A 24,432-nucleotide genomic window follows, 5' to 3' on the forward strand; every position below is an offset into this window, starting at 1 on the left:
AGGGGAAAGCGGCGATCACGGATCAGGTGCGGGCCAGACAGAGGAAATCCTCCCGCAGGCCGGTTCGGCCGCTCGTCATCCCCTGGAAAGGCCGGACGGAAGGAAATCCTGTGCCTTCCGGCCGCGTGCGCCGGATTCCATCCGGAAGCCCTCCCCCATTCCGCCCGAACCCCACCGGCGGCCCCTCCCCCACTCGAAGTGAGCCCTCCTGCACGTTCCGCCAGGGATCATCCCGGCCCCACCGGGTTCGCACCGGCGCGACGAAGGCCAGCATCTGCCCGGTCACGGAAAGTGAGGGAGATCGAACCCGCCGACACCCCGGCGGACCGTCCACCTGGGACTCCTCAGCCACCGCCCTCCAGTCTGATCACATTCGAACACCATGCGTTAGGGGATATAACGGACTTTTCAGACAAAGGGAACTTTTCTCCCTATTTTCGCAATTGTGTAGTTTCCCGATTACCGATCTACTTTGTTACAAGATGGGACGTCGCCGGTATCAGGTCTGCAACACCCAAGTCGCCCCACTTGTCCAGGGGAGACTCCCGGTGCTCAGCTTTGTTCGACCATTGCTGGCGGCTGACCCCAGACCGGACAATTAAAGGAGTGCTGCCGTGTTCCATGCGCGGACATCTGGCAAGTTTCTAGTAGCAGTGGCAGGAGGTGCACTCCTGCTGAGCGCCTGCGCGGGCACCGACTCGGCGAGCAAGCCCACCACGTCGGGTTCGGCCGCAGCCTCGTCCTCCTCCGGCGCGGCGAAGACGATCACCTTCGCCTTCGACCAGGAGTTCAGCTCCTACAACGGCAACACCGGCGCGGAGAACGCCTCCCGCAACAACCTGCCGCTGCAGCGCGTGCTGACCGGCTTCTGGTACTACGGCGGCGACGGCACGGTCACCCCGGACAAGGACTTCGGCACCTACGAGAAGATCTCCGACGACCCGCTGAAGGTCAAGTACACGATCAACCCCGCGGCCGTCTGGTCCGACGGCACGCCGATCGACTGTGACGACCTGATGCTGGCCTGGGCCGCCAACTCCGGCAAGATCAAGGGCTTCTCCACCGCCGGCACCACCGGCTACGAGCTCACCGACGTGCCGAACTGTGAAAAGGGCGGCAAGGAGATCACCCACACCTACTCCGAGCCGTTCGGCGACTGGGCCGGCGCGCTGTACTCCGTGGGCCAGGTCATGCCGGCCCAGGTGGTGGAGAAGAAGGGCGGTCTGTCGGAGGACGAGTTCATCGAGGCCGTCAAGAAGAAGGACGCCAAGAAGCTCGCCGACGCGATCAAGTTCTACAACGACGGCTGGGTCATGAAGGGCCAGCTGCTCAGCGAGGACCTGATCCCCTCCTCCGGCCCGTACAAGCTCTCCAAGTTCGACGCCGGCCAGTCGCTGACCTTCGTGGCCAACGACAAGTACTGGGGCCCCAAGCCGCAGGTGCAGACCGTCGTCGAGCGTTTCATCGCGCTCGACCAGCAGGCCCAGGCGCTGCAGAACGGCGAGGTCAACATCGCCGTGCCGCAGCCCGGCCCGGACGTGCTCAACCAGCTGAACGCCCTTGAGGGCGTCACCGTCAAGACCGGTCCGCAGTACTTCTACGACCACCTTGACTTCAACCTGGACTCCAGCCCGTTCAAGGACCGCACCCTGCGTGAGGCCTTCGCCAAGTGCGTTCCGCGGCAGCTGATCGTCGACAACCTGATCAAGCCGCTGAACCCGAACGCCGCCATCCTCCAGACCCGCCTGGTCGCCAGCGTCCAGCCGAACTACGCCGACGTCGTCAACGGCATCGGCGGCGAGGACAAGAAGTACGACCAGGTCGACATCGAGGGCGCCAAGGCCCTGCTGGAGAAGGCCGGCAAGACCGGCCTCGAGGTCAAGATCGGCTACCAGTCGCCGAACCCCCGCCGCACCTCGGTCGCCCAGCTGATCAGCGACTCCTGCAACAAGGCCGGCTTCAAGATCAAGGACAACGGCGACGAGAACTTCTTCGGCAACGGCCTGACCAACAACACCTACGACGTGGCCCTGTTCGGCTGGATCGGCTCCGACCTGATCAGCGGCAGCACCTCGACGTACACCTCGCCCAGCAAGTGCGACAGCGAGCACAAGGGCAACAACAACGGCTGCTACTCGAACAAGAAGGTCGACGAGCTGCTGAAGAAGGTCAACGCGACCACCGACAAGGCCGCGCAGACCCCGCTCGTCGCCGAGGCCGAGAAGATCATGTGGCAGGACCTCGCCACGATCCCGCTGTACGAGAACCCGAACCTGACCGCGTGGTCCGAGGGCGTCAACAACGTCATCCCGAACCCGACCCAGGCCGGCATCAGCTGGAACATGGACAAGTGGACGATCGAGTAGTTCCACCCGTTCCGACCGCGGGCCACGGCCACGGCCGCGGTTGACGGAAAACAGCAGTCCCCACGGGGCCGGGACCGGGAAGGCCACAAGCCCTCCCGGTCCCGGCCCTGATCCACGCAGTCCCTCTTCCATGAACGGGAGGTGACGAAGTGATCGTCTTCATCGCGCGGAGACTGGTCATCTCGTTCTTCGTCCTCCTGGCGGCGACCTTCATCATCTTCGTCCTCACCGCGTTCGCGGGCGACCCCCTTGAAGACCTCCGCCAGGACAACAGCCCCCAGAAGCTCACCAAGATCGCCGAGCGGTCCGAGCGGATGCAGCTCGACGTCCCCGTCGTGCTGCGCTACCTGGGCTGGCTGGGCCGGATCGTCCGCGGCGACCTCGGCGTGAACCGCGACGGCCAGGCCATCGCCCCCATCCTGAGCGACGCGCTCTCGGCGACCCTGCAGCTCGTGCTCGCCGCGACCGTGCTGGCCATCACGGTCGGCATCGTCATCGGCATCATCTCCGCGCTCCGGCAGTACAGCGGTTTCGACTACACCGTCACCTTCGCCGCCTTCATCTGCTTCTCCCTGCCGCTCTTCTGGGTGGCGGTCATGCTCAAGCAGTACGTCGCCATCGAGTTCAACAACTGGCTGAAGGACCCGGTCATCCCGCCCGTGGTGATCGGCGCCCTCGCCCTCCTCGGCGGCCTGGTCTTCGGCGCGCTCACCGTCGGCGACCGCAGGCGCCGGCTCGTCGCCTTCGCCGTCGGCCTCGTGGTCAGCGGCACGCTGTTCACCGTCCTGTCGGTGACCCGCTGGTTCGCCGACCCCGGCCTGGGCACCCCCCTCATCCTGGCCTTCGGCCTGGCCACCGCGGTCGGCTTCACCGCCCTGACCGCCGGCCTGCAGTACCGCGGCCCGCTGTACGCCACCCTCGCCGCCGCCGTGATCGGCGCGGTCTGCTCGCAGGTCCTCGGCCCTGTGCTGGCCGACCCGACCTGGCTGGAGATCGGCGGCCTGCTGCTGCTGACCATCGCCGTCTGCCTCGGCCTCGGCTACGCCCTCGGCGGCCTGCAGCGCCGCCAGGCGATGACCGCCGCCACGCTGACCGGCGTGTTCACCGGCGCCATGGTCTTCCTGGACCGGATGCTCCAGGCGTTCTCCGCCTACAGCGCCTCCGTGCGCCACCGCCCCGTCTCGACGATCGGCGCCCGCACCCCCAACTACCAGGGCGACTTCTGGCAGACCGGCCTCGACAGCGCCGGCCACCTGCTGCTGCCGACCATGGCCCTCATCCTGATCTCGCTGGCCACCTACACCCGGTTCAGCCGGGCCAGCATGCTGGAGGTCATGAACCAGGACTACGTGCGCACCGCCCGGGCCAAGGGCCTCCCCGAGCGCACCGTCGTCCTCAAGCACGCCTTCCGCAACGGCCTGATCCCGGTCACCACCATGATGGCCTTCGACCTCGCCGGCGTGATCGGCGGCGCGGTGGTCACCGAGAACGTCTTCGGCTGGCGCGGCATGGGCTTCATGTTCACCAAGGGACTCCAGGAGGTGGACCCGGGGCCGGTCATGGCGTTCTTCCTGGTAACCGGGACCACGGTGGTCGTGTTCAACATGATCGCCGACATCCTCTACGCCTACCTCGACCCGCGCATCCGGCTGTCGTGAAAGCATCGGAGATCCACTCATGACACTCAGCGCAGACGCGCAGGCACCGGACAGCGGCGCCGAGCAGGGCATGACGATCGTCGCCCGCACCCAGGCCCAAATGGTGCGCCGGCGGTTCTTCCGGCACCGGGCCGCGCTGGCCGGAATGATCGTCTTCGGCCTGGTCCTCGTACTGGCCTTCACCTCGGTCGGTTTCGCCGGCATCCCCGGCTGGTGGGACCAGAGCTACATCACCACCGGCGCGCTGGTGAACCAGGGCAAGCCGACGCTCAGCCTGGCCCCGTTCACCATCGGCGAGCACCCCTTCGGCCAGGACGACATCGGCGTCGACTACTTCGCCAAGACCATGCGCGGCGCCCAGCAGTCGCTCATCGTCGCCTTCCTGGTCGGCATCGTGGCCACCGTGGTCGGCGCCGTCGTCGGCGCGGTGGCCGGCTACTACCGCGGGCGCGTCGAGGCCGTCCTGATGCGCGTCACCGACGTGATGATCACCATTCCGGTCCTGGTCATCGCCGCCGTCCTCGGCCGCAGGTTCGGTGACGCCGGCGTGGTGCCGCTCGGCATCGTCCTCGGCCTGACGATCTGGCCCACCATGGCCCGCCTGCTGCGCGGCGAGTTCCTCTCGCTGCGGGAGAAGGAGTTCGTGGAGGCGGCCCGCGCGATCGGGACCCCGGCGCGCCGGATCATCTTCCGGCACATCCTGCCCAACACCATCGGTGTGATCGTGGTCAGCGCGACGCTGGCCACCGCGAACGCGGTGCTGCTGGAGTCGGCGCTGTCGTTCCTCGGCCTGGGCGTGCAGGCCCCCGACACCTCCCTCGGCCAGCTGATCCAGGAGTACCGCACCGCGTTCAGCACCCGTCCGTGGCTGTTCTGGTGGCCGGGCATCTTCATCATCGCGATCGCGCTGTCGATCAACTTCATCGGCGACGGCCTGCGCGACGCCTTCGATCCACGACAGACCCGGGTGCGTGCCTGATGACGACTCCTCCCAACGTGCCGATCGAACCCCGCAAGGGCGACGTGCACACCTACGACATCCCCAGCACCATCCTCGACTCCGCGGGCGACGTGCACGTCGGCCTGCAGCGGGACGCCGTACGGCCCCCGTCGGAGGACGAGATCCTCCGGGTCGAGAACCTCAGCGTGGAGTTCCCCACCGAGGACGGCGTCGTCCACGCGGTCCGCGGCGTCTCCTACAGCCTGCGCGAGCGCGAGGTGCTGGGCATCGTCGGCGAGTCCGGCTCCGGCAAGTCGGTCTCCTCCATGGCGGTCATGGGCCTGCTGCCCAAGAGCGCCCGGATCAAGGGCCAGATCCTGTTCCGCGGCGACGACATGCTGAAGATGTCGCCCCGCAAGCAGCGGAGCCTGCGCGGCCGCAAGATCGCGATGGTCTTCCAGGACCCGATGACCGCGCTGAACCCGGTGCACACGATCGGCGACCAGCTCGCCGAGGCGGTCCTCGCGCACGAGCTGATGCCCCGCAAGAACGCGCTGGCCCGCGCCAAGGAGATGCTCGACCTCGTCGGCATCCCGCAGGCCGAGGCGCGGCTGCGCAGCTACCCGCACGAGTTCTCCGGCGGCATGCGCCAGCGCGCGATGATCGCCATGGCGGTCATCAACAACCCGGACGTCATCATCGCCGACGAGCCGACCACGGCCCTCGACGTGACCGTCCAGGCGCAGATCCTGGAGAAGCTCCTGGAGGTCAAGGACGCGGTCAACGCGGCGATCGTGCTCATCACCCACGACCTGGGCGTCATCGCGGGCATGGCCCACCGGGTGCTGGTGATGTACGCCGGGCGGCCGGTCGAGATCGGCGACACCGACCCGGTCTTCGAGGAGCCCCGCATGCCGTACACGGCGGGCCTGCTGGGGTCGATCCCGTCGCTGGAGACCTCCGGCGGCCGGCTCCGGCCGATCAAGGGCACTCCCCCGTCACTGATCAACCTGCCGACCGGCTGTCCCTTCTCGCCGCGCTGCCCGCTGGCCGACGAGGTGTGCCGGACCGCCGAACCGGAGCTGGCCGAGACCGACAGCGGCGGGCACTTCGCGGCCTGCCACCACTGGGATCGGCTGGCCGCGGTCGAGGATCCGACCGTGTTCTTCCGCACCGAGAGCGAGACCAAGGCATGAGTGTGACGACCGAGGAGACGCCCGCCCCGCAGCGGGAGCCGGACAGCGGTGACCACCTGCTCAAGGTCGAGGACCTGGTGATGAACTTCCCGGTCCGCGGCGGCGGCTTCCTGCGCCGGGTGGTGGCGCACGTGCAGGCGGTCAGTGGCGTGTCCATGCACGTGGACGAGGGCGAGACCCTCGGTGTGGTGGGCGAGTCGGGCTGCGGCAAGTCCACGACGGGCCGGGCGATCCTGCAGCTGCACAAGCCCACCTCGGGCTCGGTGCGCTTCCAGGGCCGGGAGCTGACCACCATGTCGGTCAAGGAGCTCCAGCCCGTACGGCGCGACATGCAGATCGTCTTCCAGGACCCCTACGCCTCGCTCAACCCGAAGATGCCGGTCAACGACATCATCGCCGAGCCGCTGAGGGTCCACGACCGCTGGAAGGACGGCGGCCCCGACCGGGTCGCCGAGCTGCTGCGGCTGGTCGGCCTGAACCCCGAGCACGGCAACCGCTACCCGCACGAGTTCTCCGGCGGCCAGCGCCAGCGCGTCGGCATCGCCCGCGCCCTGGCCCTGGAGCCGAAGCTGCTCATCCTCGACGAGCCGGTGTCCGCGCTCGACGTGTCGGTCCAGGCGGGCGTGGTGAACCTGCTGGAGGACCTGCAGGACGCGATGGGGCTGGCCTACGTCTTCATCGCCCACGACCTGTCGGTGGTGCGGCACATCTCCGACCGCGTCGCGGTGATGTACCTCGGCAAGGTCATCGAGACCGGCCCGCGGGACGACCTGTACGACCGTCCCGCGCACCCCTACACCCAGGCGCTGCTGTCGGCGGCCCCCATGGCCAACCCGAAGGAGGAGCGCGCCCGCGAGCGCGTCATCCTCACCGGTGACGTGCCGAGCCCGCTGAACCCGCCGAGCGGCTGCCGGTTCCGGACCCGCTGCTGGAAGGCGCAGGACATCTGCGCCACCGAGGAGCCCGCGCTCGTCGACCGCGGCAACGGCCACCCCGTGGCCTGCCACTTCGCCGAGGTCACCGGGTCCTGACAAGCCCCCCGGGAGATCTCCCGGCACCCCCCACAGACGCGCGAGCCGTACGGGACGCCCCCCACCCGTACGGCTCGCGCCATGTCCGGGCCCCGCGCGGGCCGTACCTGACGGGGATTGGCAGGTACGGGCGGCAGGATGGGTGCCGTTCCACGGGCGCGGAAGGCCGGGCCCGTGCCGTACGACGACCGAGGAGCCCATCCATGCCCCGTGCCACCGGCACCTTCTCCATCGACAGCTGGGAGCCCGCCCCCTACGACGAGGCGGAGGGGGCCGCGCTCTCCCGGGTCCACATCGTCAAGACCTTCGACGGTGACTTGAAGGGCACCAGCACCACCGACATCATCACCGCCGTCGTCAGTGAGGACTCCGCGGCCTACGCCGGCTTCGAGCGGTTCACCGGCGCCCTCGACGGCCGGGAGGGCACCTTCGTGCTGCACCACAACGCCACCGCCCACGCCGGGGAGTCGGCCCTGAGCTGGACCGTCCTCCCCGGCTCGGGCACCGGCGGGCTGGCCGGCCTCCGCGGCGGAGGGCAGATCGTCAACGACGACGGCGCCCACTCCTACCACCTGGACTACGAGCTCGGCTGAGCCGCGCGGGCCGCACCGTCGTGAGACCCGCGCCCGCCACGACCACCCGAGGCCCGGGCTACCACGAGGCCCGGCCCCGGGCGGGATCCGGGTCTCAGCCGCCGAGCAGCGCCGCGACCGCGCCGGCCGTCGCCGGATACCGGCCGAGCAGTGCCCGCACCCGCTCCTCCCCCGCGTCCGGCACGCCGCCCGCGGGACGCTCCGGCCAGTCGGCGGGGCAGCCGAGCAACCCGGCCACGGCGTCGCACGCCGCCGGATGCCGGGCCAGCAGACCGGTCACCGGCCCGCTCGGCGCCGGCGCCGCCCGGACGGCCCGGGCGGGCGCGGCCGGCCGCTCCCATGGCGGGGTCCACCCGTCCAGCTCGGCCAGCCCGCCGGGGAAGGTCCGGCCCGCCTCCCGGACGAGCACCGGCACCAGCTCCGGCACGTTCCGGCGCAGCGTCGTGATCAGCGTCGGCAGCCACGGCAGCAGGACGGGGTCGGGCAGCCGCGCGAACGCCTTGGACAGCGCCTCCACCACGAACGGCGCCAGGCCCGGAACGGGGTCGAGCGCCTGGACGAACCCGCTCAGGTAGAGCGGGAAGGCCGGGACGACCAGCGGGTTGTCCAGCAGCCCGTCGCACCGGGCGCGCAGCTCGTCCCGCGACAGCAGGCCCAGCTGCGTCTCGGCCGCCCACAGCAGCGCCACCTTGGCCGGAGCCTCCGGGTGCGACTGCCGTACGGCCAGCTCCAGCTGGGTCCGGTCGCAGCCCAGCGACAGCGCCAGGCCCTCCATGGAGAACAGGAAGCCCAGCATCGCGCCGACCTGGCGGACGCCGGTGTCGTCGGCGAAGGCGGAGGGCAGCAACGTGCAGTAGTGGGCGTACCCGGCCGTGACGAACGCCTCGCACCAGGCCGGCAGGCCCGGCCCGGTGGCGCGGTAGTGGGCCAGCAGCCGCCGGATCCGGCGCAGCACCTCGGGGGCGTCGTCGACGGTGCGCTCGGCGGCCAGCAGCTCCACCGCGCGGGCGCCCAGCTCGTCGGCGAAACGGCCGCCGCCCAGGTAGAGGATGGCGTCCTCCACCGCCTCCAGCGCGGTCCCCGCGGTGGCCCGCGGGTCCCGCACCTTGCGGCGCAGCCGCTGCTCCAGCACCTGCTCGACGGTGACGCCCTCGTAGCCCAGCTCGACGATCGACCGCTGGTGGCGGCCGATCGCCAGGTCCCAGCTCTCCTGGATCGGCCGCTCGCCGAGGCGCCGCGCCCCCATGATGGGCCGGACCGCGTCGTCGGGCAGCAGATAGCGCAGCATCCACAGCAGGTCCGAGCACGGCCGGAGCTCCGGGTTCGCCGTCAGGTCCAGCAGCACCCGCTGCTGGGTGCGCCGCCCCAGGTCGATCCCGAGCGGCTCCAGCCGGTCGTACACGTCACGGGCCAGCGGGGGAAGCGCCTCGTAGCCGACCACGCCGACCCGGTCGCCGCCCAGCAGGATCTCGCACAGGCGGCGGACGTCGCGGCGGCCCGGCACCGCGTCCTTCTCGATGCAGGTCACCGCGGCGTCGGCGAAGTCGTACGGCGTCGGCCTGGCCCGGCCGCGCACCCCGGCGAGCAGGATCGACGTCTCGAACACCGCGATGGCGTCGGCCGTGCTGGCGAGGTAGCCGTTGCGGCGGGCCAGCCGCACGATGTCCACGCACCACCCGCGCAGCTCGTCCTCGTCCAGGCCGTCCAGCGCGGGCGGGGCGGCCAGGAACCCCGACAGCCGGTCGGGGGCCGGCTCCGGCGCGACCGGCTTCCCGGCTGTCCCGGCCTTCCCGTTCTTCCCGGCCTTCCCGGTCCTCCCGGATCCGGCGCGGCCGCCCTGCTGCCCCGCCAGCCGGTACGGTGTGACGCCGCCGCGGGCCGTGGCCTTGGCCCAGGTCGCCGCGGCGATCGACACCGACCCCTGGGCCAGGCCGAACTGGGCCTCGATGGCCGAGTGGCTGGAGGGGATGAGCCCGTACAGCCACTGGGTGGCCGTGCGGGGGGTGACGGTGTAGGGCGGCGCGCCGGAATCCAGGCCGAACTCGGCGACCCGGCTGACGGCGTGGAAGGCGCCGCACACGTACAGGCACTCCGCCGGGTCGGCGCCGGACGCGGCGAGGTGCTCGCGGATCCGGGCCCACATGTAGCGCTCACGCTCCTCGTCGACGGCCAGGCGGTCGCCGGACGAGGGGCGCAGCCGCCGGAACAGGCTGCCGACCAGCGCCATGGCCTGGCGGTAGGTGTCGTGGTCCGCGCCGGCCAGCGGCTGCTCGACGTACTGGTCCCACCACTCCGACCAGTGGCGGACCTTGCCGTGGTGCAGCAGGTACGCCTCCAGCTCGGCGAAGCCGGGCCGCAGGTCGCCGATCTCCACGCCCACGGCGTCACCGTGCAGGGCCGCCTCCTCGTCCTGCCCGTCGTCCGCCTCGCCGCCCGGTGAGGCCGCACCGCCCGGTGAGACCGCACCACCCGGTGAGGCCGCACCGCCCGAGGGAGCCGGGGAACCCGGGGAGGCGTGACCGTCCGGGGCGGTCCCGGTCCCGGTCCCGGCGTCGGCCGGCTCCCGGGGCAGCCACTGGAAGACGTGGTCCACCGAGCGGTCCACCAGCACCAGCTCGACGCCGGGGGTGTCGAGCGCGTAGGCGATGGCCTGGTACTCCGCCGACGCCTCGGTCACCGGCGCCACCACGCTGAGCGGGCCGGAACCGGCCGGGAAACCGTCCAGCCGGGTGGCGAACGCCTGCAGCGCCACCGGCAGCCTGCAGTTGCGCAGCTCGGAGAGCAGCGGCTGCAGGTCCTCGCACAGCTCCAGGTAGACGACCTTGGGTCGCTTGTCGCGCAGCCGCCGCGTCATGGCCAGCGCGGAGGCCGGCGAGTGGTGGCACACCGGGAAGATCTCAAGCTTCTCGCCCAGCATCCGGTCGACGTCGTCGACCATGCCGGACAGGATGCCGGACAGGGCGTCCCCGCCGCCGGAGAACTCCTCGGCGGCGTCGAGGAGCTGCTCGCGCAGCGCGTCGAAGGTGCTCATGACAGCGTCGAGATCGCCTGGCGGCCGCCCTCGAGGAAGCCGGTCCACTCCCCGCCGTCCTTGCGGCTGCGCGGCTCGACGACGCCGTGCCAGTACTTGTTCAGGATGGCGAGGTCCTCGGGGGAACGCCTGGCCAGCGAACCCACCAGGGCGCCGCCCAGCGTCTCGGCGCGCAGCGCGCGATCGCCGAAGAAGTGGCTGTGCAGGATGGCGTCCTCCAGCACGCCGATCTGCTCGGCGGTGGACAGCGCCGACTCCAGCTTCTCGTCCTCGCTCGCGGCCGACGCGGCGGCGGCGCGCAGGTCGGCGAAGCTCTGCAGCAGGACGTCCAGCAGCGTGGGCGGCACGTCCAGCTCGATGCGGTGCCGGCGCAGCAGCTCCGTGGTGCGGAAGCGGACGATCTCCGCCTCGCTGGTCCTGTTCGTCACCACCGGGATCCGGACGAAGTTGAACCGCCGCTTCAGCGCCGAGGACAGGTCGTTGACGCCCCGGTCGCGGCTGTTGGCCGTGGCGATGATCGAGAAGCCGGGCCGGGCGAACACGGTGTTGTCGGTGTCGAGCTCGGGGATGGACACGTACTTCTCGGACAGGATCGAGATCAGCGCGTCCTGCACGTCGCTGGTCGAGCGGGTCAGCTCCTCGAAGCGGCCGATCATGCCCCGCTCCATCGCCGTCATGATCGGCGAGGGGATCATCGACTCGCGGGACTGCCCCTTGGCGATCACCATGGAGACGTTCCAGGAGTACTTGATGTGGTCCTCGGTGGTGCCCGCCGTACCCTGGACGACCAGGGTGGAGTTGCGGCAGATGGCGGCCGACAGCAGCTCGGCCAGCCAGCTCTTGCCGGTTCCCGGGTCGCCGATCAGCAGCAGGCCGCGGTCGGAGGCGAGCGTCACGATGCTGCGCTCGACGAAGCTGCGGTCACCGAACCACTTCTGCGGGATCTCCCGGTCCAGGCCGTCGGAACGCTCGGAGCCGAGGATGAAAAGCCGGACCATCTTGGGGCTGAGCCGCCAGGAGAACGGCTTGGGCCCGTCGTCCACGGACTCCAGCCAGTCGAGCTCCTCGGCGTACTTCACCTCGGCGGGCGCGCGCAGCATCTCGTTGTTCATCAGGGGGTTCTCCTAAAAGGGAAAGTTCTCAGGCGAGGAAGTTCTTCAGTTCCAGGACGAGCTTGCGGATGTGGCCGGAGATGACCGGCGCGCCGAGGTTCTTGAGCTTCTGCCGGAACCACGGGTTGACGCTCTGCTGGCCGCCGCTGTTCACCGAGCCCACGGGGATGATCCGGACGCCGGAGCGGTGCAGCGCCTCCATCCCGGCGAAGACGGCGTCGCAGTTCCACTCGTAGAAGTCCGAGATCCACACGACCACGGTGTTGCGCGGGTCGGCGACCTTCGGCTGGGCGAGGGCCAGGGCGGCCGTGCCGTCGGTGCCGCCGCCGAGCTGGGTGCGCAGCAGCACCTCGAACGGGTCGTGCACCCAGGGGGTGAGGTCGAGCGCGCGGGTGTCGTAGGCGATGAGGTGCACGTCCACCTTGGGCAGCCCGGCGAAGATCGAGGCCAGGATGGTGCAGTTCACCATGGCGTCGACCATCGAGCCCGACTGGTCGACGACCACGATCATCCTGGCCGGGACGGTGCGCTTGGCGGTGCGCCGGTAGTACAGCCGATCGACGTAGAGCCGCTGGTCCTCGGGGTTGTAGTTGACGAGGTTCTTCCAGACGGTGCGCTCGACGTCGAGGTTGCGGAACACCCGCTTGGGCGGGATCGACCGGTCGATGACGCCCGCGCTGGCCTTGGCGACCTGCGTGCGCAGCACCTCGGCGACCTCGTCGACGAACCTGCGGATCAGCGCCTTGGCGTTGGCCAGCGCCACCCCCGACAGGTTGGCCTTGTCACGCAGCAGCTGCTCGACGAGCGACATGCTCGGGGTGAGCCGCTTCGCCAGGGCGGGGTCGGCCAGGACCTCGCGCAGCCGCATGCGGCGGACCAGGTCGGCCTCCAGGTCGGCCAGCACTTTGGACAGCTCGCGGCCGCTCTCGCCGTACCCCGTGCCGGGGCCGTACCCCGCGCCGGGGCCGCCGCCGGGACCGGACCCGGAACCCGCGCCCGCGCCGGTGCCGGGCCCGCCGGAACCCGCCGCGGCACCCGGAGCACCGCTTGGAGCACCGCCCGGAGCGCCACCCGGGGCACCGCCCTGGGCGCCGCACGCCCCGAGGGCCTGCGTCAGCCAGCCGGCGTCCTGCTGCCAGGCCGCCAGCTGCGTCGCGGTGACGTCACCCGTCCCCGTGCCGAAGACGTTGAGCAGCAGCTTCGACACCAGGGCGGCCCTGCGCACCTCGTCGCCGGGAACGTCCTCCCCCGGCGCGAGCAGGTTCCGGAACTCGTCGGCCAGCTCGGGGAAGCGCTGCACCAGCGTGTCGACCGACACCGAGGGGTCGAGCAGCGCCGCGGGCAGGCCGAGGTCGCCGACGACCGCCATGCTCGCGTTCTCCAGCGCGGGCTGCTCGTCGTGGTCGAAGAGGCGGGCGAGCAGCCGCCAGTAGAGCACCTGCCGCCGGTTCCGCGCGGCGCCCGCGGGGAGGCCGTCGTCGTCTGTGAGGATGTCGTCGCTCATTTCCGCAGCAACCGCCCGGCTCGCTCGCGCAGCACCGCGACCGGGTCCCCGGCCCTGGCCTCGGCCTTGACCGCCTTGGGGTCGGTGGGGCCGAGCGCCCAGTCGCCGGTGGCGACCTCGACCGTCTCCTTCTTCGCCTTCGCCTGTACGGCGAGCGGCTGCAGCAGCCAGCGGCCGCCGTCCCAGCGGATGAGCCCGACGCACGCCGTGGAGCCCGCCACCAGCTTCGGGGTGAGCGGGCCGCAGGCGGGCAGCCGCTCGGTGTCCACGGCGAGCACGCCGCCGCCCAGGTCGAACGAGCCGTCCTTGGTGACCCGGTAGTCCTCCACCAGCACGGGTTCGGCGACGCGCACCGGGACGCGGTCCAGGGGCGGCACGGCCGGGGCGAGCGCGCCGGCGAGGTGCAGCCGGGCGGTGGTGAAGGGGTCGGCCGGCTTGCCCGGCAGGGCCCGGTCGTCGTCCCAGAGCAGGTCGCCGCTGTCGAGCAGCGGCAGGTCCGTGACGTCCAGGCAGCGGCGGTCCGCCAGCGCGGTCAGCAGCGCGCCGTGGCGGTGCGGCAGCTTCCACACCGCGGGGCCGGTGATGGTGTCCACCTTCGCGACGGTGACGCCGGTCCGCACCAGCCTGGGCCGGCCGCCGCCGGTGGGTTCCAGGACGGCGTGGACCTGGAACTGGACGGCGGTGCCGTGCTCGTGCACGTCGACGCCGAGGATCAGCAGCCGCCCCGACACCGTCTCCGCGGGCCGGGGGGCGCCGGACGGGACGGCGTCGTGCGACAGCAGCACGGCCCGGGTCCACAGGTCGGCCCAGCGGCGGACCGGCAGGTGCTCCATCGTGCCGATCGGGCAGGAGGCGCGCAGCTCGGCGGCGAGGCCGTCCAGCAGCACCGCGAGCCTGCGCCGCCCCGGCACCGCCAGCAGCGCCTCGACGACCTGGTCCGCGGCGGAGACGAGGTCGTGGTCGACGCCCCGCCATCCGGTGATGGCCAGCTCGCGCAGCCAGGAACGGACCCCGCCGAGCGGACCCCCCTCGTCGTCCTCGGGTTCCGGCCCGGCGCTCCAGGGGGCGCGTTCGCGGCCCAGCGCCGCGTCCAGGTCGGCGAGCAGGGCGTCGTGCACGGCGCCGAGCAGCGCGGCCCGGCCGCCGGCCAGGGCCGTCAGGTGGTCCTCGGTGATCGAGCCGGAGGCGACCCCGGCGGCGGCCTCGGCCAGCCGTCCGCCGATCGGGGTGTCCGCGAACGCGCCGGCCAGCGCGGCCAGCGCCTCGGCGCGTTCCTCGGCGAGCCGGGCCAGGCCGTGCACGAGGGCGTCGTCGAAACCGGTCACCAGGTCGAGCGCCTCCCCGGCGCCCTCGGGGTCGCCGTCGAGCAGTGCGGCCAGCTGTACAGCGAGCATCAGGCCACCGTCCCCGAGGCCGGGAACCAGTGCAGTTCGGGGATCGGCACGCCGGTGTCGGGGACCTCCAGGTAGGCCAGGTGGCGCAGGAAGCGGCTGAACACCATGGCCGCCGGGGCCGGCTCGTGAGCGCCGTCCAGGCAGTCGATCAGGTCGGCGCCCTCGGGGACGTCGGCCCGCAGGTACCGGGCCACCCGGCCGGGGCCGTACTGCAGCACCGCCTCGGCGGCGAGGGCGCGCAGGTGTTTGCACGGCGCGCCGTACAGGCCGCCGCACGGGCGGTTGTTGTTGGTGCTGCAGTTGTAGGCGTGGGTACCGGCGGCGATGGAGGAGACGTAGACACGGCTGATGTCCGAGCCGCTCGACACCACGCCCTGCAGCCGGCCGTCCGCCAGCTCGACGAAGGGCACCTTCGCCAGCTTCCGGGGCTGGACGGGCGGCACCACCCGCACCCTGCTCAGATGTTCCCGCACGGCTCCGCCGCCGGGTGAACGTTCGATCATGGTCAGGGAACGTAGTGGATCACTCCGACAGAAATCCGCGAAAAAGGCGTCCCGCCGCCGCGAAGATGTCCCACCGAGACGCAGGCGTCCCGCCGGGAACGGGCCGCGGGCCCGCCCTCACGCTCGTGCCGCGGTGTCTGTGCCTCCCGCCGCGTCCGCGGCGTCGCCGGTGGTGGCGATGCCGGCCTCGATGCCGTCGAGGAGCCAGGTCAGGCCGAGGGCGAACCCGGTGTCCCAGTCGCCGTCCGTGGCGAGGGGGCCGTGGGCGGCGAGGGCGGGGTAGCGCTCCCGGTCGGCGCGCAGGCGCTCCCGGGCGGCCCGCCGTACCTCCTCGTCCGCGTCGGCCAGCCAGGTGGACTGCATCAGCGCCGAGCCGATGACGTAGTTGGACAGTCCGTACGCGGCGGCGGTGAGGCGGGGCTCGACGACCCCGGCCTCCAGAAGGGTCGCGTACAGGAACTCGCTGCGGGCCAGCACGTTGGGGCCCAGCATCGGGCGGCCCAGCAGCGCCGCCGACCAGGGATGCCTCAGCAGGACCGCGCGCCATCCGTCGATCAGAGCGGTGATGCCGGCGCGCCACCCCCGGCCGTCCCCCGACGGGATCCGGACCTCGGCGAAGATCATGTCGAGGGCGAGGTCGAGGACGTCGTCCTTGGTCTTGACGTGCCAGTACAGCGTGGTGGAACCGGTGCCGAGCCGCTCCGCCAGGCGCCGCATGGTCAGCCGGTCGGCACCCTCGGCGTCCAGAAGGGCCACGGCCTCCTCGACGATCCGGTCCCGGCTGAGCGGCGGAGCGTCGCGGCCCGTCCGCCCCGGCGGCCGCAGCCACACGTCCCCCGCCGAGCCCGGGCGGTGTGTCGCGGGTCCCCTCTTGCTCATGCTCACGGAGGCGAGTCTAGTATGACGATCGGCGACTGGACCATTGATCCGGTCACTGGAACACCGATCCTGAGTCGAGCGTGAAGGAGCCGCCGTGGCGGGACATGTCGAGGTCGACCGGCTGACCTACGTGCTGCCGGACGGGCGGCTGCTCCTGCACGAGGTGTCGTTCCGCGTCGGCGACGGGGCCAAGGCCGGGCTGGTGGGACCGAACGGCGCGGGCAAGACCACTCTGCTGCGGCTGATCGCCGGAGACCTGCGGCCCGACGACGGCCGCGTGGTCTCCTCCGGCGGCCTCGGCGTGATGCGGCAGTTCGTCGGCAGCGTCCGCGACGACCGGAGCGTCCACGACCTGCTGCTGTCGGTGGCGCCCGACCGGGTCCGCGCCGCCGCGGCGGCCCTGGTGCGGGCGGAGGCGGCGATCTCCGCCCGCGACGACGAGGAGACACAACTGGCCTACGCGCAGGCCGTCGCCGACTACGCCGATGCCGGCGGCTACGACATGGAGGTCGTCTGGGACGTCTGCGCCACCGAGTCCATGGGCCTGTCCTACGACGCGGTCCGGGACCGCCCGGTGGCCACGCTGTCGGGCGGCGAGCAGAAACGCCTCGTCCTGGAGGCCCTGCTACGCGGACCGGACGAGGTCCTGCTGCTGGACGAGCCGGACAACTACCTGGACGTGCCCGGCAAGCAGTGGCTGGAGGCCCGGTTGCGGGCCACGGACAAGACCGTGCTGCTGGTCTCCCACGACCGCCGGCTCCTGGCCGAGGCCGCCGACCGCATCGTGACCGTGGAGGACCGGGGCGCCTGGATCCACGGTGGAGGCTTCGCCACCTACGCCAGGGCGCGCGAGGAGCGCATCAGCCGGCTGGAGGAGCGGCGCCGTCGCTGGAACGAGGAACACGCAAGGCTCAGGCGGCTGGTGAGCACCCTGCGGCAGACCGCGGCCGGCAACGACGCGGTGGCCTCGTCGTACCGGGCCGCGCGCACCCGGTTGAGCCGTTTCGAGGAGGCCGGCCCTCCGGAGCGCCCGCCCAGGGCCCAGAACGTGCGGATCCGGCTACGCGGCGGCCGCACCGGCAAACGCGCCGTCGTCTGCGAGAACCTGGAGCTCACCGGCCTGATGCGGCCGTTCGACGCCGAGATCTGGTACGGCGAGCGCGTCGGCGTGCTCGGCTCCAACGGCTCGGGCAAGTCCGCCTTCCTGTCGCTGCTGGAACAGGCCGCGGACGGCGCGGTGCCCTCGGTACCGCACCGCGGCTCGGTGCGGCTCGGGGCGCGGGTGGCGCCCGGCCGGTTCGTGCAGACCCACACCCGGCCGGACCTGCACGGGCGCACCCCGGCCGAACTGGTCATGGCCGGCCACGCGCTCACCCTGAACGAGGCGATGGCCGCACTGGCCCGCTACGAGCTCGCCCCCGCCGCCGGCCAGCGGTTCGAGACCCTGTCGGGCGGCCAGCAGGCCCGGCTGCAGATCCTGCTGCTGGAGCTGTCCGGCGCCACCCTGCTGCTACTGGACGAACCCACCGACAACCTGGATCTGGCCAGCGCCGAGGCGTTGCAACAGGGCCTGGCCTCCTTCTCCGGCACCGTGCTGGCCGTCACCCACGACCGCTGGTTCGCCGCCGACCTCGACCGCTTCCTGGTCTTCGGCGCCGACGGGACCGTCTACGAGAGCGCCGAGCCGGTCTGGCACGAGGGCCGGGTCGAGCGCCCGCGCTGAGGCCGCCTCCCGCATTCGAACTGATCGTTTCCCGTCCTGACAACCGCGTCACGAGCCGTCAGCGGCATCGCGCCCGCCGACCGCGGCCCGTTCCGCATAGCCGTACAGGAAGGTCGAAACCCCCGCGGTGACCATCTTCCGGAGCGCGTTCTCGTTGTGGAGGTCCGCCCGGTCGGTGAGGTTGTCGGCGGAGACGAGCAACATCAGGTGCCCGCCCCCACCGAGCCGGGCGACCTCACTCCCGGCCCGCACCAGCACTCCGCCCTCACCGCCCTGCTGAACGACGTCGTCGCCTGGTCCCGGGCGCTCGAACCGATCCGTGAAGGAGTTCCGGCATGACCGCCTTGACGACCGAGACCGCGCTCGACGACCTGGCCGACGCGATCGCCACCGGCACGACCGTCGCCGGAATCGGCGAGTCCACCAGATTCGCTCACGAGACCTTCGAGGTGCGAGACCGGCTCTTCCGCCGCCTCGTCCGCAGGCACGGCTTCCGTGCACTGGCCGTACAGGACGACGCCTCCGCCGGGGCGGCCCTCGACGCGTACGTCACCGGAGGCGCGGGCACGGCGCAATCCGCCCTGGCCAGCGCCTGGCGGCCCTGGCGCACCGCCGAAATGGCCGCGGCGCTGGAGTAGATCCGCGCCTTCAACCAGGACCACCCGGACGACCCGGTCCGGATCTTCGGGGTCAAGCCCGCCCAAGCACAGCCCGCCGACTACGACGCCATCATGGAGCACGTTCGCCGTGCCGCCCCGCACCGGCTGGCCGAACTGGCCGTCCACCTGGAGCCCATCCGCACCGCCCATGAGATCGACGAGCACGTGCAGCGGGCCAGATGCCTGCACCCGGGCCGTCCCTTCGCCGAACACGCCCGCGACGCACTCGCGATCGTCGAGCAACTGCCCGGCGACTTCGCCCTGGAGCGGATGCGCCTCATCGCGGACTTCCACCAGCGCAGCGTCGCCGGACGCGACGACTATGCCGGCGACGCCCAGACCTGGGCCGACACGATCGTCGACCACCAGCACCGGACCGGCCGCCGCGTGGCCTACTGGGACGGCATCGCGCACACCTCGGCGGCTCCGGCGACCCTGGGCCTGGCGCCTCAACGCGGCCCCCAGCCCACGGCCGGCAGTGTGCTGCGCGACCGCTACGGCACCCGCTACGTCTCTGCGGCGATCGGCTTCCACCACGGCGACCTCGGTGCCGTCACCGTCCCGGAACCGGCCTCCGACTGGCTCGACGCCCGCCTCGGCGCCACGGGCCGGCCCGCCCACTGGCTCGACCTGCGTGACGGCGGATGGGACGGGCCGATGAAAGCACGCGTCATCAGCGGCGTTCACGACCCTTCCAGGGACGCGGCCGAACACCTCGCCGTCGCCTCCCTGCCCGATACGTTCGACGTGCTCGTCCACCTTCGCCAAGTGTCCCCCGTGCACCGGTTGACGGCGTAGATGCACGGCGAGGAGCCCGACGTACCGGTGAACCAGGTCGCAGGCCGGTCTGCCCGCCGCGGTGGTCCGTGCCGTTCTCGACACCGGCGCCTACGCCGCCGACGTCCGGACCGACGAGGAACGCGCGGCCCGTCTCGGCGTCCGCCAGGTCCCCACGTTCGTCATCAACGGCACACCCGTCGTCTCCGGAGCCCCCGGCCCCGCCGGACTCCAGGCGCTTCCGACGAGCCCGGCGGTGCGATAGCACCTCGCGGCCGCTCCCGACCCCTTCCCGCCCACCGCGCGAGCCGACCGCGGCCCGCCTTTTCCGGCCGTTTCCCGCTCGCATGGCACAGGCGGCCTGACTGTCCTGTCTCCGAACCCGAAGACAGGCCTGAGAAGAACGCACCCTCCTCCCGACACAGGAGCCGAACATGAGCAAGCAGACCGCACACCAGAAGATCGCGCTGGTCACCGGAGCGAACAAGGGCATCGGCCGCGCGGCCGCCGAGCAGCTCGCCGAGCTGGGCCTGACGGTCCTGATCGGCGCCAGGGACCGGCGGCGCGGCGAGGAGACCGCCGCGGCGCTGCGCGCGGCGGGCGGCGACGCGCACGCGGTCGTCCTGGACGTCACCGACCCGATCACCGTCCTCACCAGTGACCCGGACGGCCCCTTCGCCGCCCTGCTGCCGTCGGCCGCCTACAACCCCTCCAAGTCCGCACTCAGCGCGCTGACCGTGCAGTACGCCAACGAGCTGCGCAAGGACGGCTTCCTGGTCAACGCCGCCGCCCCCGGGTACGTCGACACCGACAGCGACAACCACACCGGCCACCTGACCCCCGCCCAGGGCGCCGCAGTCCTGGTGCGCCTGGCCACCCTCGACGCGGACGGACCGACCGCCGGGTTCTTCAGCGAGGACGGCCCGCTGCCCTGGTGAGGGCCGCCCCGAACCACCGCAGGCCGGCGGTGCGGACGGCGGCGATCAGGCCCTCGGCGAGCGTGTCGGTGTCGTCCACACGGTGGGTCACACGCCATCGAGCGTCGCCGAAGGCCCACGGGGTGTTCACGAGTGTGGTTGAGCAGTGACGATGACGCCCTGGCGAAGATCGCTTCCCACCGTGGTCGTGATCTTTTCCCAGCCCGGCGGGCGTGACGCGGAACCCCATGGCGGGCGCAGGAGATCCCCTCAATTCCCCTCCGCATCGACCCCGCAGCCCCAATCCTTGCTTACGCTACGTGCCTGCGAACCGGCCCGCGTCATCGCGACGGCCACCGTCACGTGCGCGCTGTGGAGGCGCCAGAAACGTCACATCATGCCCGAGTGTCTGCGAGACTCCGGAAACCATGAAGATCTTGTGGATCGTCTGCGTCCTCGTCCTGGCGGGCTGCACGGCAGCCCCAGCGGGCACCGTGCCGAGGACACCGGCGGCGAGCACGACCCCTGCCGCGTCGCCCACAGAGAGCGACCTCGACGACGAGGAGGACGAGGATGCCTCTGACGACAGCGCCGACACGGTGCTAGACGTGGCGGTGGCGGGCCCGGACGCGGCCTGGGCGGTCGGCTATGCCGTAACAGCGGAGGACGAGCCGCCCAACGGCGTGCTCCTGCGGATGGACCGCGACGGATGGCGTGTCGACCAGCGCCTGTCCGAGCGATTCCCCGACGCGATCGACTCCATCGTGTCGGGCGTGGACGCCGACGGACCGAACGAGGTCTGGGCAGTCGGCGACACCGGCGACCGCGACGAGGACTCCGAGGAGGTGCGGTTCCCCTTCGCCCTGCGCTGGGACGGCCGGCGTTGGAAGACGTTCAAGCCTGCCCAGCTCCCGAAGGTCGGCGCGCTGGCCGACGTCGCCGTGGACGGTTCGCGGGCGTTCCTGATCGGCAGGCGGGGGGAGGGCAAGACGTCCGTCCCTGTCCTCGTAACCTGGAACGGCAGGCGTTTCGGCAAGCAGGAAGTCCCGCGCGGAGGCAGATTCCGCGCCGTGGACGCCGGAGCCGGGCAAGTGTGGATCGCGGGCAGCTCGTCCAGCGGGCGATGCGCTGATTCACGCCCGGCGATCTGGCACAGTGCGACTCCCGGCAGCGCGCCGGTGGAGATGCGACTGCCCGCGCTGGGCCAGGGCATGCTGCGGCACATCTGGCAGAACCGGCCGTCCGACGTATGGGCCGTGGGTGAGCGCAGCGCCTCAGGGGACTGTGACGAGTACGGCACCGGCAAACCGCTGATCCTGCACTGGAACGGAAACTCATGGACGCAGGTCGAACCCCCCAGGTGGAAGGGCTCGCTGTACGGCGTCGCCGCTGTCGGCGAGGACGACGTGTGGGCGGTGGGCTACGAAGAGGACGTGACAACCGAAGTCACGTTGCTGCACTACGACGGGCGGCGGTGGAAGCGCAAGGCCGGGTACACCGAAGGCGGCTCGAACGTCTTCGGCCTCGCCCGGGTCGACGCCAACCTGCTCCTGGCCGCAGGGGACCGCTGAGCCGGCCGTTCTCTCCGCCTCCGCCCCCAAAGACACCGGGGCTGTCGGGTTCCTCGTCGAGACGCTGCGGTCGGCCACCGAGCAGATCACCGCTGTGTGAACGCCCGAACCCTCGCCAGGACGTGGCCTACCTCAGTCCCGCCGAATCGGGACCTGCAAGTCCGTTCGGGCCGACACCGAACAAATCAACGGCAGGCTGAAGGGCTTCGACACCGACCTCGGCGAAGCCAAGAACCGGCCCGCACACGGCCGTGTCGCCCAGACGCTGCTCATCGCGCTCATCGTCACCGTCGCCAACGACAACTTCCTCGACGCCTGGCGGCACACCCACCAGCCCGAGCCCGCACCGGACGACATCACAACCGAACTCGACGATCAAAACGCAGCCGATCCGCCGATCCCGACAGGGAAACCACCACAGGGAACCTAAGCCGCAATCCGGAAGATCAACACACAGCATCACGCCAACCGCGGGCTTCGCCATGTCCAGCGGCGCGATTCTCGTGCTCCTCCAGCGGCCTGACACCACCCGAGCCTTCCGCGACACCCACCACAGAGGCCCCAGAGACGCCCGAAGGTGACCTGGAAGCCTCTGAAACGACGGGATCCCGCCCGATCTCAACGATCAGACGGGATCCCGTCAACTTCAGTCCGGCCGTTTCAAGAACGGCCCTCTGTGGAGCTATGGGGATTCGAACCCCAGACCTCCTCCATGCCATGGAGGCGCGCTACCAGCTGCGCCATAGCCCCTCGGTGCTCCGCCGGGCCTTCACCCGGCGGCACCAAGCCAGTGTATAGGACATCGGACCGTGAGCCGTACTCGATTCGGCGCCCCCGGAACGGCTCGGCGTGGTACGGCACGGTGCCCGACCGGCTCGATGCCGCCGGGAAGAACGGCGCGGCGCGGCCCGGTACGGCCCCCTGTGCCCGGCGGAGGGACACCGCCCGGCCGAGCAGGGTCCGCACGGCCCGGTACGGCCCGCCCGGCGCTCAGCCGAGGGACGTGGCCCGGCCGATCAGGTCGGCGAGCTCGCGCACGGCGGCGTCCTCGGTGAGTGTCGCCAGGCGGGCGGCCTGCCGGGCGAGCTCCCCGGAGTCCACCCCGGCGATCGGCTCGCGGGCGCGGAGGTACTCGGCGAACGCGGCCGCCACCACGTCCACCTGGAACCTCGGTGACGGCCCCTCCCACGGCGAGCCCGCCAGGTCGCCGGTCTCCACCGAGCGGCTGGTCTCACCCGGCGCCCGGGTGTCGGGGTCCTGCCAGCGGACGGCGGCGGTGAGGAGCTGACCGCCCGCCCCCTCGCGCAACCGCACGTCGTACAGGGCCGTCACCGCGTGGCCAGGCCCGACCTCCCCGCCGTCCGCGGCGTCGTCGCGGAAGTCCTCGGCGGCGAGCCGGCGGTTCTCGTAGCCGACCAGCCGGTAGGACTCCACCGTCGAGGGATTGAACACGACCTGCGCCTTGGCGTCGCGGGCCCGCAGGTCGAGGTTGGCGGCGAGCTGCTCGGCGAAGACCCGGCGGGCGTCGTCGGCCGTGCTGACGTAGACGGCGGCGCCGTCGCCGTTGTCGGCGAGCTGCTCCATGAGCTCGTCGCCGTACTCGTGGCCGACGCCGACGCACAGCAGGGTGATCCGCCGCCCGGCGTTGTCGGCCACCCGGTCCAGGATGCCCCGCCAGCTCGTCTCACCGGTGTTGGCCAGGCCGTCGGAGAGCAGGATGACCCGGTTGGTGGACGCCGGGCTGAAGCTCCGGGCCGCCTCGGCGTAGCCGGCGGTCAGCCCGGCCGCAAGGTCGGTGGTCCCCCGTACGGCCAGCCGGTCGACGGCGGCGTGCAGCCGGTCGCGGCCGCTCGCCGAGGTCATGGGGATGATCGGCTCGGCCTCCTCGCTGAAGGCGACGAGCGAGACCCGGTCCCCCGCCCCGAGCTGACCGACGAGCGTGTGCAGGGCCTCGCGGACCAGGTCGAGCCGGCCGGGCTCGGCCATCGACCCGGAGACGTCGACCACGAAGGTCAGGTTCGCCGGGCGCCGCGCGCCGGCCTCCGCGCCGCGGGTCCGCAGGCCGACCCGGACCAGCGCGGCGCCGTTGCCCGGCACCCGGGCGCCGTCCACCTGGACGGTGAAGCCGTTGTCGGAGGGTTCCGGGTAGTCCTGCCGGAAGGAGTTGACGAACTCCTCGGGCCGGATCCGGGCCGGTTCCGGCCGCTCTCCCTCCTTCAGCAGCCGCCTGGCGTAGTCGTAGGACGCGGTGTCCACGTCGAGGGCGAAGGTGGAGATCTGCTCGGCGGTGGCGTCCCGCCGGCCGGAGGAGTCGCGCTCCTGGGAGACGCCCGGGGGCGCCTGCCCCGAGTCGGTCTCCGGGCGGGCGGGCGCGGGAGCGTTCGAACCGCTTCCGCAGGCGGCGGCGAGCATCAGGACGATCACGGCGAGGACGATGGCGAGCGGGCGCGGGTTCATGTCGCCTCCCTGGGGGGGGTACGCGTCACCCGTTACGACGATCCCTGCCGCGTCCGCGCCGGACGCTTGACCCAAGCGAGCGCCAACCGTGCCCGGCGCGTGACCGGCGCGCCCGTCCGGC

Annotated in this window: 20 protein-coding genes, 1 tRNA gene and 1 pseudogene; 12 read left to right on the forward strand and 10 right to left on the reverse strand. The window is 71.7% G+C overall.

Annotated elements, in window-relative coordinates:
• The first annotated feature begins 653 nt into the window (after window positions 1–653).
• From IEZ10_RS06975 to IEZ10_RS07000, 6 genes are all read left to right on the forward strand, one after another.
• Entirely contained in the window at window positions 654–2,366 is a 1,713-nt protein-coding gene (locus tag IEZ10_RS06975) for an ABC transporter family substrate-binding protein (protein WP_229811020.1), read from the forward strand.
• Window positions 2,367–2,515: 149 nt separating this feature from the next.
• Window positions 2,516–4,024, forward strand: a complete 1,509-nt coding sequence (locus IEZ10_RS06980) for an ABC transporter permease (protein ID WP_189245602.1) — start codon at window positions 2,516–2,518, stop codon at window positions 4,022–4,024.
• Window positions 4,025–4,043: 19 nt separating this feature from the next.
• Window positions 4,044–5,003: an ABC transporter permease gene (locus tag IEZ10_RS06985; protein ID WP_189245603.1), complete on the forward strand. Its 960-nt coding sequence runs from the start codon at window positions 4,044–4,046 to the stop codon at window positions 5,001–5,003.
• A complete protein-coding gene (locus IEZ10_RS40240) occupies window positions 5,003–6,160 on the forward strand; it encodes an ABC transporter ATP-binding protein (RefSeq protein WP_189245604.1) in 1,158 nt (385 codons plus the stop codon). Before IEZ10_RS06985 ends, IEZ10_RS40240 begins: the two co-directional genes overlap by 1 nt.
• A complete protein-coding gene (locus tag IEZ10_RS40245; protein WP_308426250.1) occupies window positions 6,157–7,191 on the forward strand; it encodes an ABC transporter ATP-binding protein in 1,035 nt (344 codons plus the stop codon). Before IEZ10_RS40240 ends, IEZ10_RS40245 begins: the two co-directional genes overlap by 4 nt.
• Before the next feature lie 203 nt (window positions 7,192–7,394).
• Complete coding sequence (locus tag IEZ10_RS07000; RefSeq protein WP_189245605.1) at window positions 7,395–7,784, forward strand: DUF3224 domain-containing protein; 390 nt, start codon at window positions 7,395–7,397, stop codon at window positions 7,782–7,784.
• Window positions 7,785–7,878: 94 nt separating this feature from the next.
• On the opposite strand, the gene IEZ10_RS07005 is transcribed toward IEZ10_RS07000, so the two are convergent.
• The 6 genes from IEZ10_RS07005 to IEZ10_RS07030 form a co-directional block, all read right to left on the reverse strand.
• A complete protein-coding gene (locus tag IEZ10_RS07005; protein WP_189245606.1) occupies window positions 7,879–10,815 on the reverse strand; it encodes a DUF5682 family protein in 2,937 nt (978 codons plus the stop codon).
• The gene (locus IEZ10_RS07010) at window positions 10,812–11,927 is read right to left on the reverse strand and encodes an ATP-binding protein (protein ID WP_179826557.1); all 1,116 of its coding nucleotides are present in this window, start codon (window positions 11,925–11,927) and stop codon (window positions 10,812–10,814) included. The genes IEZ10_RS07005 and IEZ10_RS07010 overlap by 4 nt, the downstream gene beginning before the upstream one ends.
• A gap of 28 nt (window positions 11,928–11,955) precedes the next feature.
• Window positions 11,956–13,431, reverse strand: coding sequence for a vWA domain-containing protein (locus IEZ10_RS07015; RefSeq protein WP_189245607.1), 1,476 nt, complete (start codon window positions 13,429–13,431; stop codon window positions 11,956–11,958).
• Window positions 13,428–14,825, reverse strand: a complete 1,398-nt coding sequence (locus tag IEZ10_RS07020; protein ID WP_189245608.1) for a hypothetical protein — start codon at window positions 14,823–14,825, stop codon at window positions 13,428–13,430. Before IEZ10_RS07020 ends, IEZ10_RS07015 begins: the two co-directional genes overlap by 4 nt.
• Complete coding sequence (locus tag IEZ10_RS07025; RefSeq protein ID WP_189245609.1) at window positions 14,825–15,328, reverse strand: hypothetical protein; 504 nt, start codon at window positions 15,326–15,328, stop codon at window positions 14,825–14,827. The genes IEZ10_RS07020 and IEZ10_RS07025 overlap by 1 nt, the downstream gene beginning before the upstream one ends.
• Before the next feature lie 117 nt (window positions 15,329–15,445).
• On the reverse strand, window positions 15,446–16,207 hold the full coding sequence (locus tag IEZ10_RS07030; protein ID WP_189245740.1) for a TetR/AcrR family transcriptional regulator: 762 nt from the start codon (window positions 16,205–16,207) through the stop codon (window positions 15,446–15,448).
• A gap of 94 nt (window positions 16,208–16,301) precedes the next feature.
• Here IEZ10_RS07030 and IEZ10_RS07035 point away from each other — a divergent pair, with 94 nt between their 5' ends.
• Window positions 16,302–17,930 carry an ABC-F family ATP-binding cassette domain-containing protein gene (locus IEZ10_RS07035; RefSeq protein WP_189245610.1) on the forward strand — a complete coding sequence of 543 codons (1,629 nt, stop codon included), beginning with the start codon at window positions 16,302–16,304 and terminating at the stop codon, window positions 17,928–17,930.
• Between the two features lie 48 nt (window positions 17,931–17,978).
• Here IEZ10_RS07035 and IEZ10_RS07040 read toward each other — a convergent pair whose 3' ends face one another.
• Window positions 17,979–18,134: a hypothetical protein gene (locus IEZ10_RS07040; protein ID WP_189245611.1), complete on the reverse strand. Its 156-nt coding sequence runs from the start codon at window positions 18,132–18,134 to the stop codon at window positions 17,979–17,981.
• A 3-nt stretch (window positions 18,135–18,137) separates the two neighbouring features.
• Between IEZ10_RS07040 and IEZ10_RS39825 the strand changes: the two genes are divergently transcribed.
• The 5 genes and pseudogenes from IEZ10_RS39825 (at window position 18,138) to IEZ10_RS07060 (ending at window position 21,854) form a co-directional block, all read left to right on the forward strand.
• Window positions 18,138–18,269 (forward strand): hypothetical protein, encoded by a 132-nt coding sequence (locus IEZ10_RS39825; protein ID WP_268246286.1) that lies wholly within the window; start codon window positions 18,138–18,140, stop codon window positions 18,267–18,269.
• Window positions 18,266–19,387 (forward strand): annotated as a pseudogene (locus tag IEZ10_RS07045) (erythromycin esterase family protein). The gene IEZ10_RS39825 and the pseudogene IEZ10_RS07045 overlap by 4 nt, the downstream one beginning before the upstream one ends.
• 49 nt (window positions 19,388–19,436) lie before the next feature.
• The gene (locus tag IEZ10_RS07050; RefSeq protein WP_189245741.1) at window positions 19,437–19,631 is read left to right on the forward strand and encodes a DsbA family oxidoreductase; all 195 of its coding nucleotides are present in this window, start codon (window positions 19,437–19,439) and stop codon (window positions 19,629–19,631) included.
• Between the two features lie 169 nt (window positions 19,632–19,800).
• Complete coding sequence (locus IEZ10_RS07055) at window positions 19,801–20,304, forward strand: SDR family NAD(P)-dependent oxidoreductase (RefSeq protein WP_189245612.1); 504 nt, start codon at window positions 19,801–19,803, stop codon at window positions 20,302–20,304.
• 407 nt (window positions 20,305–20,711) lie between these two features.
• Window positions 20,712–21,854 carry a hypothetical protein gene (locus IEZ10_RS07060; protein WP_189245613.1) on the forward strand — a complete coding sequence of 381 codons (1,143 nt, stop codon included), beginning with the start codon at window positions 20,712–20,714 and terminating at the stop codon, window positions 21,852–21,854.
• Between the two features lie 127 nt (window positions 21,855–21,981).
• On the opposite strand, the gene IEZ10_RS07065 is transcribed toward IEZ10_RS07060, so the two are convergent.
• The 3 genes from IEZ10_RS07065 to IEZ10_RS07075 form a co-directional block, all read right to left on the reverse strand.
• On the reverse strand, window positions 21,982–22,338 hold the full coding sequence (locus IEZ10_RS07065) for a hypothetical protein (protein ID WP_189245614.1): 357 nt from the start codon (window positions 22,336–22,338) through the stop codon (window positions 21,982–21,984).
• A 193-nt stretch (window positions 22,339–22,531) separates the two neighbouring features.
• A tRNA-Ala gene (locus IEZ10_RS07070) sits at window positions 22,532–22,604 on the reverse strand.
• Window positions 22,605–22,844: 240 nt separating this feature from the next.
• The gene (locus IEZ10_RS07075; protein ID WP_189245615.1) at window positions 22,845–24,311 is read right to left on the reverse strand and encodes a vWA domain-containing protein; all 1,467 of its coding nucleotides are present in this window, start codon (window positions 24,309–24,311) and stop codon (window positions 22,845–22,847) included.
• Window positions 24,312–24,432: the final 121 nt, after the last annotated feature.

The sequence above is a fragment of the Streptosporangium pseudovulgare genome (assembly GCF_014648055.1).
Lineage (GTDB): Bacteria > Actinomycetota > Actinomycetes > Streptosporangiales > Streptosporangiaceae > Streptosporangium > Streptosporangium pseudovulgare.